The organism is Rhizobium grahamii CCGE 502 (assembly GCF_000298315.2).
Taxonomy (GTDB): Bacteria; Pseudomonadota; Alphaproteobacteria; order Rhizobiales; family Rhizobiaceae; genus Rhizobium; species Rhizobium grahamii.
This window is the reverse complement of the sequence record NZ_AEYE02000004.1, coordinates 51,873-65,056: the sequence shown is the minus strand read 5'-3', so window position 1 is coordinate 65,056 and position 13,184 is coordinate 51,873. Positions and strand designations below refer to the sequence as shown.

Sequence of the window (13,184 nt, the reverse complement as noted above, 5' to 3'; positions counted from 1 at the left end):
AGGCTCGCCTCGCCGTCACCGGAAACAACGCGAGACTGATCGCGAGCCAGATTCGATTGGATAATGCATGGCCGATACGGCAATTGCGCACGCCGAGCTTAAGAAGAAAACCGCGCTCTCCGTCCTTTGGTCGGTCGTCCGCGTGGCATGGAGCACGATCGCAACCTTTGTGATCTTCGTCATCCTGGCGCGCATTCTCGGGCCAGGCGATTTCGGGACCTTCGCGCTTGCGAGCCTGTTCGTGGAAATCGGCCGGGTGCTGGCCTACGCCGGCCTCGGCGATGCCGTCACGCGCCAGCTCGATCTCGACGAGGAGCTTGCCGACACGGCTTTCTGGGCGACGATCGCCTTCAGCGGCATCGTTGCCTCTCTCGTGTTCTTCTTCGCGCCCTACTATGGCGATCTGGTGCGCGACCCATCGGTCTCAGGCATTCTTCGCTGGCTGGCGCCGCTGCTTCCGATTTCGTCGCTGGCAGTCATCCACAATGCCCGCCTTGCCCGCGAGTTCGGCCACAAGAGCCTTGCCGGGCAGGCGATCGCCGCCAGCCTGCTGTCCGGCATCACCGCCGTCGTCTGCGCCTTCCTCGGCTGGGGCGTCTGGGCGCTCGTGGCGCAGACCGCGGTCAACGCTGCCGTGACCGTGCTCCTCGGCTGGTTCTACTATCCCTGGATGCCGAAGTTTCGCTTCAACGTCCCGATGTTCCGGTCTGTTTTCCTCTTCAGCATCAGCCTCGTGGTCACCCAGCTGATGTGGATGCTGCTTGCCCGCGTGCAGGACATCTTCATTTCGCGCTGGTTCGGCCCGGTCGAAGTCGGCCGCTACCGCATTGCCTGGCGGCTGATCGAGCTGATCGGCCAAGCGGTGCTGGCGCCGATCGGCAGCGTGTCGCTCGTGACGCTGTCGCGCCTGCAGAACGACCACACGGCCTTCCGCAATGCCTACAACAAGATCGTCGGCGCTGCCGCGCTCGGAACCATCCCGCTGCTGCTCGGCTTCGGCGCTCTGTCCAACGACATGATCGCCCTGCTCTTCGGCGACAAGTGGGGCAATGCCGGCGATATCGCCACCGTTCTCGTACTGATGGCGGTTCCCTTTGTCATGAACTTCTTCGCCTCGTCCGCGCTTTCCGCGGTCAACCGGGCGGAATCGATCCTGTCCGTCGCTGCCCTGCAGCTCGCGACGACGCTGATCCTCACCTGGCTGCTCGTCCCCTACGGCGTCGTGGCCGTTGCCGCGGGCTACACATTGCGGGCCTGGCTGACGATGCCCTATCAGCAATATGTGCTTGCACGATATGCGCATATCGACGCCAAGAGCACCCTGAAAGCCGTCGCCCTGCCCTTCTGCGGCGCGGCGCTGATGGCGGTCTGCGTTTGGTTCGCACATCCAGTCATCCTCGCGCATATTCAAAACCGCTGGCTGGCGCTCGGCCTCAGCATCGGTCTCGGCGGACTGATTTATCTCGCCTTCCTGCCGATCTTCGGCCGCTCGGTCATCCGTCCGTACATCGCGCTTGCCATGTCCCTCAACCCATTCCGCAAACAGGCCGAAGCCTAGCCGCTTGCATGGACCCAAGTGTCCGCAAACAAGGAGCATTCCATGGAATCCAATATTACGATCATCAACCGTCTTCAGGGTGTGATCGCCAATTGCCTTTCCGATCTCTTTGATCCGTCCGAGCGTTTTGCGCTTCTCGACTTCCCGAACCACTACAACATCGGCGACAGCGCCATCTGGCTCGGCGAACTGGCCTATTTTGACCGCAAGCGCACCCGCCCGACCTACGTGACCGAGATCCCGACCTACGATGAAGGCCGGATGCTCGGCGCGATCGGCAGCGGTCGCATCTTCCTCCATGGCGGCGGCAATTTCGGCGACATCTGGGCCGGCTACCGCCAGTTCCGCGAAGGCCTGCTCGACAAGCACAAGGGTCGGCCGATCGTGCAGATGCCGCAGACGATTCATTTCAAGGAACAGGCGAACGTCGACAGCACTGCGCGCGCGATCGAGCGTCACGGTCAGTTCACGCTGCTCGTCCGCGACCAGCGAAGCCTGGAATTTGCCCAGCGCTGGTTCCAGTGCGAAACGCGCCTTTGCCCCGACATGGCCTTCTGCATCGGTCCGGTCGCACGGCCGACGCCGCAGCACGAGCTGCTGCTCAATCTGCGCGAAGACCAGGAAGTCGGTACCGCACAGGACTTGACGGCAGCAACCTTGCGTCCGGGTACCGTCAAATCGGACTGGCCCGATGAGCCTGCCGATTTCCAGCGCCAGACGAAGCACGCCGCGATCCTGAAGGGCCTTCTGACCGGCCGTATCGGCGGTCGCGCGCGGATGACCGAGCTTGCCTATCGCGAACGGGCGCAGCAGCGTTTCGACCGCGGCGTGGCTCTACTGGGCTCGGCGCGCCAGGTCATTACCGACCGTATGCACGGGCACATCATGTGCGTGCTTCTCGGCGCGGATCACTGCGTTCTCGATAACAGCTATGGCAAGACCAGCAGCTTCATCGCGGCCTGGGGCACCTGCAACAGCGACAAGGCGGAACTCGCCTCGACAGTCGACGAGGCGCTTGCCATCCTCGATGCGCGACGCGTCGCCCCTGCAGCGGTCGCCTGATTGAGATTAGCCTCGCCGAGCAACCAGAATCCCGGCGAGCACCACCGCCCCGCCGATCGCCTGCATCGGGCCGATCGGCTCGCTGAGCACCACCCAGGCGAGGATTGCCGCCACGACAGGCTGCAGCAGCAGCGTCAGTGAGGAGAAGGCGGCCGGCAGATAGGCGAGCGCATAGGCGATGGCCATCTGCCCGCCCGCGTGACTGACGAAGGCAAGGCCGAAGACGATTAGCCAGCCATAGGCCGTCGGCGGCAGCATGTGGCCTTCGTAGAAGAATCCAAGCGGAAAGATGCAGACAGCGGCGGATGCAGTACTCCAGAGCATGATACGGACGGTGTCGAAACGGCTGCGAAGCTTGCCGATCGCCAGGATGTAACCGGCATAGAAGACAGCGGCGATGACCGCCACACCGTCGCCACGCAAGTCGCCATTGCCGAGTGCCGCAGGGCCTCCCTTCAGGACGACCACGCCTGCAAGCGCCAACACCAGCCCGAGAACGAAAACACGGGTGACGGACGCGCCGAAAAAGAGAAGCCCGATCACCGTGACGAAGACGGGGGCAAGATTGGCAAGCAGCGTCGCGTTGGCCACAGACGTCATGGTGATGGAGAGATGCCAGGCAGCCAGATCCATCGCGAGAACCACGCCCGGCAGGATCAGCAGGGCATAATCCGAGAGTTTTTCAGGCTTCGGGCCGGCGTCCTTGCCCTTGGCAAGCGAAAAGATGAAGAGCGGGATCAGGGCAAGCGCCACGCGCCAGAAGGCGGTTGCCATCGGCCCTACTTCCGACAGCCGAACGAAGATCGGCGAGCCGCCGATCGCCGCGCCGCCGAGGATCAGGGCGGCAAGAGCGAACCGGTTGGAGCTAGGGGTTTCTGCGATTGTGGAAGCGGCCTGCGACATGATTCTCGATGCTTTCTGAGCTGCCTGGAAGGCAGACGACGGAACGGGCCTATCAGAAGCTGTACCGAGTGGATAGCCGAGGAGCGACAAGGGTAGGCAAAAGCGTAATCTTATTGCCCGCCGATGCGCATTTGCAGCACTGCGTCCATCAACCGGAAACGACGGTCGAGAATTCGGGCGTGCCGCGGATGGTGTTGCTGACCGTACAGATCTCTTCGGCAGCATGCGCGATCTTCAAGCGCGTCTCTTCGTCGAGGTCACCCTTGATCGAGAAGGCAATGTTGAATGCCTGAACCCGCGACGGACCCTCGCTTGCCTTCTCGCCCGTCACGTCCGCAGTGATCTCGGTGATGCGGTCGAGAATGCCCATCTGGCTGGCGGCGATGCGGGCGCTGAGGACCAGGCAGGCCGACAAGGACGCATATAGAAGGTCCAGCGGATTGAAACCAGGCTGCGAAGCGCCGGTGACGATATCCAGCTCGCCCTTGGTGGCCGACGTGACATGCGGAAAGCCGGTACGGCCGAGAACGGCGGTTGCTCCAACGGGACGGGGGCGAGCCTTGAGGTCGGCCATGGGAAAATCCTTTGGTGATGATAGCCTGCTCTAGATAGGGATTTTGAACCGCCGCGGCAACGCGCATTTGATCTGCTCGCGGCGGGAACATGCAACCAAAAGTGATTCGGCCGGCGACAAGCGGCCCGCTCGTCAACCTCAGTTTCCCTTCCCGATTTCTGAGGATAGCTCCAAGCCAGCTTCAAGGCGCAATATGCAAATGCACTAAAACAGAAACGACTCATTGGAGTTATCCATGCGAGCACTTGCGGCTGTTCCTGTTGCACCCAGCGTTATCATCGATGCCGAGCCCTTCGGCTACGTCAGAAAAGTCTATGTCGACGAAGACCCCTGCTGGGGTCTTTTCGATTCCGACGGCGACGTGATCTTTGTCGGCGACGCCGCCAGCGATTGCCATGACTACGCGGCCAAGGAACAGATCCGCATACAGATCATCCACTGAAGTTCCGGTCCGACGGCGCCAGACCGGCAGAGCCTGAGATCACCAGCGGATATCTGCACCAACACGTTCGGCAAGGCGATCACGCCCCGCCGAACACCGCGTTGGGCGATATCAGCGATACGAAGGTGCCGACGGTGTGACGACCACTTTTCCGCTCGAGAAGATGATGAACGCGAAGAGCAAGACGCCCACAAAGGTGACAACAGATGCAAGCGCGACGATCGGCTCCATCGCCGCATTGCCCTGCAGCATGAGATAGAGCGACGGCACCATCAGGACGATGCCGGCCGTGTAGACGTAGTACTGGATCATGGCCAGGCGCGTCTCCGCCTTCTGCGGATTGAGCGCATGGTAACCGCCAAAGATCGCCATGGTCACCCAGCCCAACAGATTACAGTGCGCATGGGCGCCGATGACGGTGTGATCTTGGGAGATCGCCATGTTGAGACCCATGAGAATGCCGATAATCAGAAATAGAATTGCGGTCTTGAAGTATAGCTGCGAGATGCGTGGCATAGAGTATCCCCCTCCGTTTGCGCCGTTAGTATTATCATTGCAAAAGCGGATTGAGAACGGCAGATGAACGGGGTTTTAACCTTCGGAAAACCATCATGTTGCCATCGCGTGAGCCATGTCCCGAAGGCGACGCTCCGGCATCGCCGCGCGGAAGTGCCACAGCCCCGCCCAGTAGCTATTTCTTAAGCATTTTCTTAAACTCATTCCCGCTATTCTGTCTCGTCGGCACATTCGCGGAGAGCGAGATGAGAGACATCTACAAACCCTTCGTCACCACAGACGACCCCGATCGGGACGTCCGCTGCCAGGACGCCCTGCAGTTTGCCTTCCGCGATCTTGTCGCAGCATCGGTCGAGGCGGGCTGGGGCGAGCATGAAGCGCTCGAAGCCATCATCACGCTCGCGGACGACGGCCTTAGGCGGATCGGCGCCAATGATGACGCGCAGACACTGCTCGAGGTGCTGCGACGGATGGCGTAATTCCGCTCGACCTCAGCGGACCACCGGCGGCCGCAATAGCGTTCGTAAAAATTGTTCGAAGAGCCTGTATCATTCCCGTGGAATGAGAGTACACTAATGAAATCGGCCCCATAAGATTAATCGGCGGGGACTGCTTGGGAGTTTTTACGTGCTCTTGCCGCTTTAGCGAAGGGCACAAAAATGCTCCAATCTCTCATATCGCTTACAGACCATGATGTTGCGCGCGTTACCGATGCTGTTCGGCAATGGTGTTCCGCCCAACGGATCGACGTTGACAGCAGTGAAGGGCATCGCGCCCTTACAGTCGCAATCGATCTTGTCCAGACAAAGCGAGGCGAAGCGCTGTTCGAGGAGCTCGTCCAGCGGCTCAACCGCGAATAGCCCTATCGGGCCCGATGCTGGCGGGCGATCGCAGCAGAGAGATCAGGGTGCCGTGACTCGCTCTGGGTGGGGATTGTCTGCGGACGAGATATCCATAACAATATGGCGTTGAGAGCTGTCATTCGGATCCAGACCGGGGGACAAGATGAACAACGCCTCAAACTCCGAACAGATTACCTCAGCTGGGCACAAGCTTAGCGGCGGCAGGCATCTTGAGGTTCACTACCTGGCGCTAAAGGACGAGTACGATGCTACTCTTCGCGCCACCGGCATCCAACCCGGTTGGTCTGTGCTTGACGCTGGCGCCGGGAATGGAGTCTTCCTGCCTTTGATGGCGGAATTGCTGGGCAGCCAGGGACGCATCGAGGCTCTGGATCTGGCACCCGAAAATATCGAGGCAATCGAAAGCCTGATTGCCGATCAACAATTTCCCTGTCCGATAAGCACGCGAACCGGAGACATGACCGCGCTGCCACAGGAGACGGGAACGTTTGATGCGGTTTGGAGCGCGAACGCCACCCAGTATCTGAGTGACAAACAGCTCGCCCGCGCAATCGAGGAGTTTCGCCGCGTCGTAAGGCCAGGCGGGCTCGTGGCCGTGAAAGAGGTCGACATCTCGGTTTGGCAATATCAGCCGCAAGATCCCAAACTGATGTGGCGTCTGATCGACGCGCTATCCGACGATACGCAGATCTCCGGCGCCATGCGGGGAACGCGCTTGCCAGCCTGGTTTCGAGCGGCGGGCCTTGAGCGCGTCTCCGCCATCACGACACTCGCAGAGCGACATCAGCCGCTAAAGCCCGTGGAGCATGAGTATATCCGCAACAACCTTGAATTCTTATCCAGGCTCGCTCGAACCTGTGACTTGTCGGAAACTGATCATGACCAATGGAAGGCGATTGGCGAAGAGCCGGACCGCCTGATTTCCGACCCCGACTTCTGCTACCGTGAAATGTGGGTCCTCAGCCTGGGTATCGTGCCGAAGCGCTGAGCCGAACATCAAAGTAGGTTGTTCGACACCCGAAGGGTCAATCAGCCCGCTCGGAAGAACGGGATCTAATTTGGAGCGGTTCGTTCGGAAACATTTGGAAGCAAGTTTTGGAGTGGTGCCCAGAGCCGGAATCGAACCAGCGACACGCGGATTTTCAATCCGCTGCTCTACCAACTGAGCTATCTGGGCTAACCCGCTTCATGAAGATTCTTTCCTAGGAAAGAACCGGGGACCTTGGTTCGCCCCGGAAGCGAGCGGGGTTATAGCATCTTGTCCGGACATGGCAAGCGTCAAAATGACAGTTTTTTGAGACGCCTTGGATTTTTCCGGATTCATCAACGAATTTAATGGCTTCGCCCATGGAAAACGAGCCTACTCGTTGTCCTCGTGCTCTGCTTTTGCTTCGTCGTCGGCAACGGGTATGGCGTAGGAGCCGGAGAGCCAGCGCGAAAGATCGAGCTCGCGGCAGCGGTTCGAGCAAAACGGATAGTGTTCGCGGCTCGACGGCTTGCCGCATTCCGGGCAAGGCCGTGTCTTGCGCAGCGGTTCGACATTGGCGGTTTTGTTTTTGTCAGACATCAGCGTCCCTTCGAGGATCAGCCCTCGGGCCACCGGCTGTGCACGTCAAAGCCTTCGCCGGTCAGCAGAAGGATGGTTTCATAAAGTGGCAGACCAACGACATTGGTGTAGGAACCGACCATCTTCTGCACGAATGTGCCGGCCAGCCCCTGGATGCCGTAGGCCCCGGCCTTGCCGCGCCATTGCCCGGAGGCAAGGTAGTTCTCGATCTCGAAACCGGAAAGGCGCTTGAAGCGCACCTTGGTCTCAACGATCTTCTGCCTGACCTTGCGATCGGGAGTGACCAGGCAGACGCCGGTGTAAACCCAGTGGCTGCGGCCGGACAGGAGATAGAGCGAGGCCGATGCCTCATCCGCGAACTCAGCCTTCCCCAAGATGCGGCGACCAACGGCAACGACGGTATCGGCGGAGAGGATATAGCTGCCCTTCCATGTCATGTCGCCCTTGATGGCAGCAAGTGCTGCCTCGGCCTTTTCCGTCGACAGGCGCCGCGCGAGCGAGCGCGGATGCTCCGACTTCTTCGGCGTCTCGTCGATATCCATTGGCATCAGGCGCGAGGGCTCGATGCCTGCCTGATTGAGCAGATCGACGCGGCGGGGCGAGCCGGAAGCCAGAATGAGCTTGTATTTCAGCGCCATGGAACCTCGACCACCAGAAGACGGGAGAAAAGCCTTCGAGATCGGCTTACTTGAAGCGGTAGGTGATGCGGCCCTTGGTCAGGTCGTAGGGAGTCATCTCGACGAGAACCTTGTCGCCCGCCAGAACGCGAATGCGGTTCTTGCGCATGCGGCCGGCCGTGTGGGCGATGATCTCGTGTTCGTTTTCGAGCTTCACGCGGAACGTCGCGTTCGGCAGAAGCTCGGTTACAATACCCGGAAATTCGAGGACTTCTTCTTTAGGCATATATTGGTTTTCTTCCTGTCGGTTGAGATGGCAGCCACAGCCGCCCAAAATTTTGCGCGGAAACTACACAATCAATGGGGGTTTGTGAACCTAATTGATCGTGTTTCTGTCATTTGTTTCATGCCGATTGCGCGGCGGTGGAGTTTCGTCTCACCAGCCGGCTCTCAATCAGTTCCGTCAGGTGGTCGCGGACTTCGCGATAACTGTCCAGAATCTGCTCCCGCGTGCCTTGAACGACGGTCGGATCCATGGTCGGCCAATACATCACTTCGATGGCGTTCGACCGGGTCAGTTCCAGGGCAGCATGGTGCGCCTGGGGCGAGAGTGTGATGATGAGGTCGAAATAGTCATCCTCCAGTTCTTCCAGCGTGTGTGGATGATGCCGGCCGAGCGAAAGGCCGATCTCGTCCAACGCAACGTCGACGAAAGGATCGCGCTCTCCGGCACGGACGCCCGCCGACCTGATGTAGACATTGGCCGGCAGCATGCTGCGGGCAATCACTTCGGCCATCGGGGAGCGGATGCAGTTCATCCCGCACATGAACAGGATGGCACTCGGCCTCTTCTCTTCGCCTGCCCCGCCCGGCGCTTCCATTGGCGTCAGCCACGCCAGTAGAGCACGCAGACCAGCGTGAACAGCCGGCGTGCGGTATCGAAATCGATCTCGATCTTGCCGTTCAGACGATCCCTCAGCGTCTGCGAGCCCTCATTGTGAATGCCGCGCCGCCCCATGTCGATCGCCTCGATGCGGCTCGGCGAAGCTGACCGGATTGCCTCGTAGTAACTTTCGCAGATCAGGAAGTAATCTTTCACGATGCGGCGAAACGGCGTCAGCGACAGGATGTGGGTGGCGACGGCACCGCCATCCTCCGTCGTGATCGCGAACACCAGCTTGGAATCAACCAGCGAGATGTTCAGGCGATACGGGCCGCCGGAATGGCCAACGGGCGTGAAGCTGTTTTCCTCGACAAGATCGAAAATGGCGACGGCACGCTCGTGCTCGACGTCGGGCGTCGCTCGGCCGATGGTGTCGTCAAGGACGACGTCGCAAAGCCGGAAGTCGCCCGCAACCATCTCTCACCTTTCCAGATTGAGGCGGATCGCAACCGACCGCGCATGCCCGTCCAGTCCTTCGGACACGGCGAGCGCGATGGCGGCCGGGCCCAGCGTGCGCAGCTGCTCGGGACCAAGCCGCAGGATCGAGGTGCGCTTGACGAAATCAAGCACGGAAAGACCGGATGAGAACCGCGCCGAGCGGGCCGTCGGCAGGACGTGGTTCGAGCCGCCGACATAATCGCCGATCACTTCGGGCGTATGGGCGCCGATGAAGATCGCACCGGCATTGCGGATACGAGGCAACAGCGCGTCCGGATCGGCAACGGCAAGTTCCAGGTGTTCAGGCGCGATGCGGTTTGCCAACGGAATGGCGTCCCGCAGAGACTTCACGAGAATGATCGCCCCAAAGTCCCGCCAGCTGGTGGCAGCGGTTTCGGCACGATTCAGCGTTTTCAGCTGCCGCTCGACCGCAGCCTCCACCGACTTCGCAAACTCGGCGTCATCCGTTGCCAGGATCGCCTGCGCGCTCGCATCGTGCTCGGCCTGCGCCAGCAGGTCGGCGGCGATCCAGTCGGGATTGTTGTCCTTGTCAGCGATGACGAGCACTTCCGAAGGCCCCGCAATCATATCGATGCCGACAGTGCCGAAAACCTGGCGCTTGGCGGCGGCCACATAGGCATTGCCGGGACCGGTAATCTTGGCGACGGGCGCGATGCTCGCCGTCCCGTAAGCCAGCGCGGCAATCGCCTGGGCGCCGCCGACGCGGTAAATTTCGCTAACACCTGCAAGCTTGGCCGCGGCAAGCACTGCAGGATTGACGGCGCCACCTGTTGCGGGAACGGCAATGACGATGCGATCAACACCTGCGACCTTCGCCGGCACCGCATTCATCAGCACCGAACTCGGATAGCTCGCGGTGCCGCCCGGCACATAAAGGCCGACCGCCTCGATCGCCGTCCAGCGGGAGCCGAGTCCGACGCCCATGTCGTCTTCGTAGATATCGTCCTTCGGCAGCTGGCGACGGTGGTGCGATTCAATCCGCACCTGCGCAACCTTCAACGCGCCGAGAACTTCTGACGGAACCGCTTCAATGGCGGCGTCGATCTCGGCTTCGCTCACGCGCATCGGCGTCACGGCAAAATCGATGCCATCGAACTTCTTCGAATATTCGGCAAGCGCCACGTCACCGCGCGCCCTGACATCATCGATGATGGCACGAACTGCCGTATTCACATCCTCGGAGACTTCACGCTTGGTCGTCAGGAAGGCGGCAAACCGTTGCTCGAAGCCTTCCGATGCCTGATCCAGCCAGATTGCCAATGCGATATTCCTCTTGATAATAGACTAACCAGATCTCAGGCGCCGGGATGACGGGGCTTCGATGCGGTTTCCCACGCCCCGCCGATATCCGCAAGCTGAACCTCGATGCATTCGACATCCAGCGCAATGGTCGCCGTGCCGGAGAGCGCCAGTTCAACCGTGCCGTCGGGCCCCTCGCCCTTCTGCTCGAAGCGGACGGCCAGCAACGACAAGACGTCGTCGCGGTTCTGGCGATCGATGCCGGTGGAGCGCACCGCAAGCACCCGTTTGAAGACAACAGCGGCGCGGCGGCGCTCGAAACCCTTGCGCTTCTTGCCGGCGTCCTCCCACGCGAAGCGATTGACCGCGACCGAAAACTGCCCCTCGCGCGGCGACCAGGCGATATCGGCGACCTTGAAGACGCTATCCTGCAAATGCGTGGAGACAACGGCAAGATCTTCGCTATCGAGCGCAACCAGCCTCAGATCGGTCATGCAGGCACTACCCCATCGCCAATGCATCGCCGGAATGGCGATGCGTCAGACAACGGACATAAGGCGAGGCAGCGCGATGCGCAACCGGGCTTAAGGGCGAATTTAGCGCCCTTTTGGTTACTCGCTGACGCGCTCGACGATGGCGCCGCAGCGGGTGAGCTTTTCTTCCAGCCGTTCGAAGCCGCGATCGAGGTGATAAACGCGGGATACCATCGTCTCACCTTCGGCGGCAAGGCCGGCAATGACGAGCGAAACGGAGGCGCGCAGGTCGGTTGCCATGACAGGCGCACCCTTCAGCCGCGGAACACCTTCGATCTTCGCGGTCTGGCCCGACAGCGAGATCTTGGCGCCGAGGCGCGCCAGTTCCTGCACGTGCATGAAGCGGTTTTCGAAGATCGTCTCGGTAACATGCGAGATGCCGGTCGAGCGCGTCATCAGCGCCATGAACTGCGCCTGCAGGTCAGTCGGGAAGCCTGGGAACGGATCGGTGACGATATCGACCGGTTTGATGCCGGCGCCATTACGGCGGATGCGCATGCCGTTGTTGGTCGGCGAAATTTCCGCGCCGGCGCGGCGAAGCGTTTCAAGCGCCGTGTCGAGCAGAGCGACATCGGTGTTTTCGAGAACCACGTCACCCCCGGCCATGGCGACAGCCATGGCGTAGGTGCCGGTCTCGATGCGATCTGGCAGCACGCGGTGGCGCGCGCCGGAGAGCGAGGTGACACCTTCGATGGTGATCGTGCTCGTACCGGCACCCGAAATCTTTGCACCCATGGCGATCAGGCAATTGGCGAGGTCGACGACTTCGGGCTCTCGGGCGGCGTTGCCGATCACGGTCGTGCCGCGGGCAAGCGTTGCAGCCATCATCATCACGTGGGTCGCACCGACCGATACCTTCGGGAAGGTGTAGCGGGCGCCAATCAGGCCGCCTTGCGGGGCCGTCGCATTGATATAGCCGCCGTCGATCTCGAGGTTCGCACCGAGCGCCGTCAGGCCATCAAGGAACAGGTCGACGGGACGCGTGCCGATTGCGCATCCGCCCGGCAGCGAGACGCGGCACTGGCCTTCGCGCGCCAGCAGCGGGCCGATGACCCAGAAAGAGGCGCGCATCTTGGACACCAGCTCATAGGGAGCGGTGGTGTCGACGATGGTGCGGCAGGTGAAGTGAATGGTGCGCGAGTAGGCGTCTTCCTGGCGCTCGCGGCGGCCGTTGACGGCGACGTCGACGCCGTGATTGCCGAGGATGCGCATCAGAAGCTCGACATCGGCCAGATGCGGCACGTTTTCGAGCGTCAGTGTATCGCTGGTGAGCAGCGAGGCGATCATCAGCGGCAGGGCGGCATTCTTGGCGCCGGAAATCGGAATGATGCCGTTAAGCTCATTACCGCCGACAATTCTAATACGATCCATGTGCGCTTACGGGCGATGCCCGCCTTTCTGAAAGGCTGTCTGAAAAAAGATGCGGGTGTTTAGACGAAATTAGCGGGGGCTTCAATTCGCCGTGAACGGAACATTACGATTCGTCCATTTTTGCGGCAGGCAGACCATCCGTCTCATCTGCCTGCCCCGAACGGCGGGCACGGGTCTGCTGTTTGCGGCGGGACAAATTTTCTCGAAGTTTTTCGGCAGCACGCTCGCGGCGCAGCTCCGCCTGGCGTTCGATCGCCGCCTTCCGGCTCTTCTGGCCTTTTTCGGTGTTCTCGGTCATGCCGCAGCCTTACCCGAATTTGCGCCAATCCAAAAGTGGCCCGACCTCAATCTACACAAAGATGGAAATTGCGGCTTGCGCTTATCATGAAGCTGTGGCAATAGCCCCCCCGTTCACGCAATGCAGCCGCTTCGGTTGCGCGTCTGGTCCTTGCTGCCGTAGCTCAGTGGTAGAGCACACCCTTGGTAAGGGTGAGGTCGGTGGTTCAATCCCACTCGGCAGCACCAGTTTTCCCATCT

At 60.8% G+C, this 13,184-nt stretch carries 18 protein-coding genes and 2 tRNA genes; 7 read left to right on the top strand and 13 right to left on the bottom strand.

The features are described 5' to 3' along the window. Positions 1–67 precede the first annotated feature (67 nt). Together RGCCGE502_RS03170 and RGCCGE502_RS03165 are read left to right on the top strand one after the other, a co-directional pair. Positions 68–1,558, top strand: a complete 1,491-nt coding sequence (locus RGCCGE502_RS03170; RefSeq protein WP_016552720.1) for a lipopolysaccharide biosynthesis protein — start codon at positions 68–70, stop codon at positions 1,556–1,558. 42 nt (positions 1,559–1,600) lie between these two features. Beyond that, positions 1,601–2,620 carry a polysaccharide pyruvyl transferase family protein gene (locus RGCCGE502_RS03165; RefSeq protein WP_016552719.1) on the top strand — a complete coding sequence of 340 codons (1,020 nt, stop codon included), beginning with the start codon at positions 1,601–1,603 and terminating at the stop codon, positions 2,618–2,620. 6 nt (positions 2,621–2,626) lie between these two features. Here RGCCGE502_RS03165 and RGCCGE502_RS03160 read toward each other — a convergent pair whose 3' ends face one another. Together RGCCGE502_RS03160 and RGCCGE502_RS03155 are read right to left on the bottom strand one after the other, a co-directional pair. Beyond that, a complete protein-coding gene (locus RGCCGE502_RS03160) occupies positions 2,627–3,523 on the bottom strand; it encodes a DMT family transporter (protein WP_016552718.1) in 897 nt (298 codons plus the stop codon). A gap of 148 nt (positions 3,524–3,671) precedes the next feature. Continuing rightward, a complete protein-coding gene (locus RGCCGE502_RS03155) occupies positions 3,672–4,097 on the bottom strand; it encodes an OsmC family protein (RefSeq protein WP_016552717.1) in 426 nt (141 codons plus the stop codon). A gap of 235 nt (positions 4,098–4,332) precedes the next feature. On the opposite strand from RGCCGE502_RS03155, the gene RGCCGE502_RS03150 reads away from it, so the two are divergent. After that, the gene (locus RGCCGE502_RS03150; RefSeq protein WP_016552716.1) at positions 4,333–4,539 is read left to right on the top strand and encodes a hypothetical protein; all 207 of its coding nucleotides are present in this window, start codon (positions 4,333–4,335) and stop codon (positions 4,537–4,539) included. A 111-nt stretch (positions 4,540–4,650) separates the two neighbouring features. Here the strand turns inward: RGCCGE502_RS03150 and RGCCGE502_RS03145 are convergent, their stop codons facing one another. Continuing rightward, positions 4,651–5,055, bottom strand: coding sequence for a heme-copper oxidase family protein (locus tag RGCCGE502_RS03145; protein ID WP_016552715.1), 405 nt, complete (start codon positions 5,053–5,055; stop codon positions 4,651–4,653). A gap of 245 nt (positions 5,056–5,300) precedes the next feature. Between RGCCGE502_RS03145 and RGCCGE502_RS03140 the strand changes: the two genes are divergently transcribed. The 3 genes from RGCCGE502_RS03140 (at position 5,301) to RGCCGE502_RS03130 (ending at position 6,906) form a co-directional block, all read left to right on the top strand. Continuing rightward, positions 5,301–5,534 carry a hypothetical protein gene (locus RGCCGE502_RS03140; RefSeq protein WP_016552714.1) on the top strand — a complete coding sequence of 78 codons (234 nt, stop codon included), beginning with the start codon at positions 5,301–5,303 and terminating at the stop codon, positions 5,532–5,534. 180 nt (positions 5,535–5,714) lie between these two features. Next, positions 5,715–5,915, top strand: a complete 201-nt coding sequence (locus RGCCGE502_RS03135; RefSeq protein WP_016552713.1) for a hypothetical protein — start codon at positions 5,715–5,717, stop codon at positions 5,913–5,915. Between the two features lie 145 nt (positions 5,916–6,060). Beyond that, the gene (locus RGCCGE502_RS03130; protein WP_016552712.1) at positions 6,061–6,906 is read left to right on the top strand and encodes a methyltransferase domain-containing protein; all 846 of its coding nucleotides are present in this window, start codon (positions 6,061–6,063) and stop codon (positions 6,904–6,906) included. A 113-nt stretch (positions 6,907–7,019) separates the two neighbouring features. Here RGCCGE502_RS03130 and RGCCGE502_RS03125 read toward each other — a convergent pair. The 10 genes from RGCCGE502_RS03125 to RGCCGE502_RS03080 form a co-directional block, all read right to left on the bottom strand. Continuing rightward, a tRNA-Phe gene (locus tag RGCCGE502_RS03125) sits at positions 7,020–7,095 on the bottom strand. 183 nt (positions 7,096–7,278) lie between these two features. Next, positions 7,279–7,485, bottom strand: coding sequence for a DNA gyrase inhibitor YacG (gene yacG, locus RGCCGE502_RS03120; RefSeq protein WP_040673928.1), 207 nt, complete (start codon positions 7,483–7,485; stop codon positions 7,279–7,281). Positions 7,486–7,502: 17 nt separating this feature from the next. Next, a complete protein-coding gene (locus RGCCGE502_RS03115; protein WP_016552710.1) occupies positions 7,503–8,123 on the bottom strand; it encodes a Maf-like protein in 621 nt (206 codons plus the stop codon). A gap of 46 nt (positions 8,124–8,169) precedes the next feature. Further along, the gene (infA, locus tag RGCCGE502_RS03110; protein WP_003545338.1) at positions 8,170–8,388 is read right to left on the bottom strand and encodes a translation initiation factor IF-1; all 219 of its coding nucleotides are present in this window, start codon (positions 8,386–8,388) and stop codon (positions 8,170–8,172) included. A gap of 118 nt (positions 8,389–8,506) precedes the next feature. After that, positions 8,507–8,983, bottom strand: a complete 477-nt coding sequence (locus tag RGCCGE502_RS03105) for an arsenate-mycothiol transferase ArsC (RefSeq protein ID WP_016552709.1) — start codon at positions 8,981–8,983, stop codon at positions 8,507–8,509. A 5-nt stretch (positions 8,984–8,988) separates the two neighbouring features. Continuing rightward, complete coding sequence (locus RGCCGE502_RS03100) at positions 8,989–9,462, bottom strand: UPF0262 family protein (RefSeq protein WP_016552708.1); 474 nt, start codon at positions 9,460–9,462, stop codon at positions 8,989–8,991. 3 nt (positions 9,463–9,465) lie between these two features. Next, entirely contained in the window at positions 9,466–10,764 is a 1,299-nt protein-coding gene (hisD, locus tag RGCCGE502_RS03095) for a histidinol dehydrogenase (protein ID WP_016552707.1), read from the bottom strand. Between the two features lie 35 nt (positions 10,765–10,799). Beyond that, positions 10,800–11,237: a DUF2948 family protein gene (locus RGCCGE502_RS03090; protein WP_016552706.1), complete on the bottom strand. Its 438-nt coding sequence runs from the start codon at positions 11,235–11,237 to the stop codon at positions 10,800–10,802. Between the two features lie 117 nt (positions 11,238–11,354). Continuing rightward, on the bottom strand, positions 11,355–12,647 hold the full coding sequence (gene murA, locus RGCCGE502_RS03085) for a UDP-N-acetylglucosamine 1-carboxyvinyltransferase (protein ID WP_016552705.1): 1,293 nt from the start codon (positions 12,645–12,647) through the stop codon (positions 11,355–11,357). 103 nt (positions 12,648–12,750) lie between these two features. Beyond that, complete coding sequence (locus tag RGCCGE502_RS03080) at positions 12,751–12,945, bottom strand: hypothetical protein (protein ID WP_016552704.1); 195 nt, start codon at positions 12,943–12,945, stop codon at positions 12,751–12,753. Positions 12,946–13,097: 152 nt separating this feature from the next. Between RGCCGE502_RS03080 and RGCCGE502_RS03075 the strand changes: the two genes are divergently transcribed. After that, a tRNA-Thr gene (locus tag RGCCGE502_RS03075) sits at positions 13,098–13,172 on the top strand. Positions 13,173–13,184 lie beyond the last annotated feature (12 nt).

Excerpts from the sequence above, each read along its gene's own strand:
- RGCCGE502_RS03170 (WP_016552720.1), top strand. The coding sequence starts at position 68 with ATGGCCGATACGGCAATTGCGCACGCCGAGCTTAAGAAGAAAACCGCG.
- RGCCGE502_RS03165 (WP_016552719.1), top strand. The coding sequence starts at position 1,601 with ATGGAATCCAATATTACGATCATCAACCGTCTTCAGGGTGTGATCGCC.
- RGCCGE502_RS03160 (WP_016552718.1), bottom strand. The coding sequence starts at position 3,523 with ATGTCGCAGGCCGCTTCCACAATCGCAGAAACCCCTAGCTCCAACCGG.
- RGCCGE502_RS03155 (WP_016552717.1), bottom strand. The coding sequence starts at position 4,097 with ATGGCCGACCTCAAGGCTCGCCCCCGTCCCGTTGGAGCAACCGCCGTT.
- RGCCGE502_RS03150 (WP_016552716.1), top strand. The coding sequence starts at position 4,333 with ATGCGAGCACTTGCGGCTGTTCCTGTTGCACCCAGCGTTATCATCGAT.
- RGCCGE502_RS03145 (WP_016552715.1), bottom strand. The coding sequence starts at position 5,055 with ATGCCACGCATCTCGCAGCTATACTTCAAGACCGCAATTCTATTTCTG.
- RGCCGE502_RS03140 (WP_016552714.1), top strand. The coding sequence starts at position 5,301 with ATGAGAGACATCTACAAACCCTTCGTCACCACAGACGACCCCGATCGG.
- RGCCGE502_RS03135 (WP_016552713.1), top strand. The coding sequence starts at position 5,715 with ATGCTCCAATCTCTCATATCGCTTACAGACCATGATGTTGCGCGCGTT.
- RGCCGE502_RS03130 (WP_016552712.1), top strand. The coding sequence starts at position 6,061 with ATGAACAACGCCTCAAACTCCGAACAGATTACCTCAGCTGGGCACAAG.
- yacG (WP_040673928.1), bottom strand. The coding sequence starts at position 7,485 with ATGTCTGACAAAAACAAAACCGCCAATGTCGAACCGCTGCGCAAGACA.
- RGCCGE502_RS03115 (WP_016552710.1), bottom strand. The coding sequence starts at position 8,123 with ATGGCGCTGAAATACAAGCTCATTCTGGCTTCCGGCTCGCCCCGCCGC.
- infA (WP_003545338.1), bottom strand. The coding sequence starts at position 8,388 with ATGCCTAAAGAAGAAGTCCTCGAATTTCCGGGTATTGTAACCGAGCTT.
- RGCCGE502_RS03105 (WP_016552709.1), bottom strand. The coding sequence starts at position 8,983 with ATGGAAGCGCCGGGCGGGGCAGGCGAAGAGAAGAGGCCGAGTGCCATC.
- RGCCGE502_RS03100 (WP_016552708.1), bottom strand. The coding sequence starts at position 9,462 with ATGGTTGCGGGCGACTTCCGGCTTTGCGACGTCGTCCTTGACGACACC.
- RGCCGE502_RS03090 (WP_016552706.1), bottom strand. The coding sequence starts at position 11,237 with ATGACCGATCTGAGGCTGGTTGCGCTCGATAGCGAAGATCTTGCCGTT.
- murA (WP_016552705.1), bottom strand. The coding sequence starts at position 12,647 with ATGGATCGTATTAGAATTGTCGGCGGTAATGAGCTTAACGGCATCATT.
- RGCCGE502_RS03080 (WP_016552704.1), bottom strand. The coding sequence starts at position 12,945 with ATGACCGAGAACACCGAAAAAGGCCAGAAGAGCCGGAAGGCGGCGATC.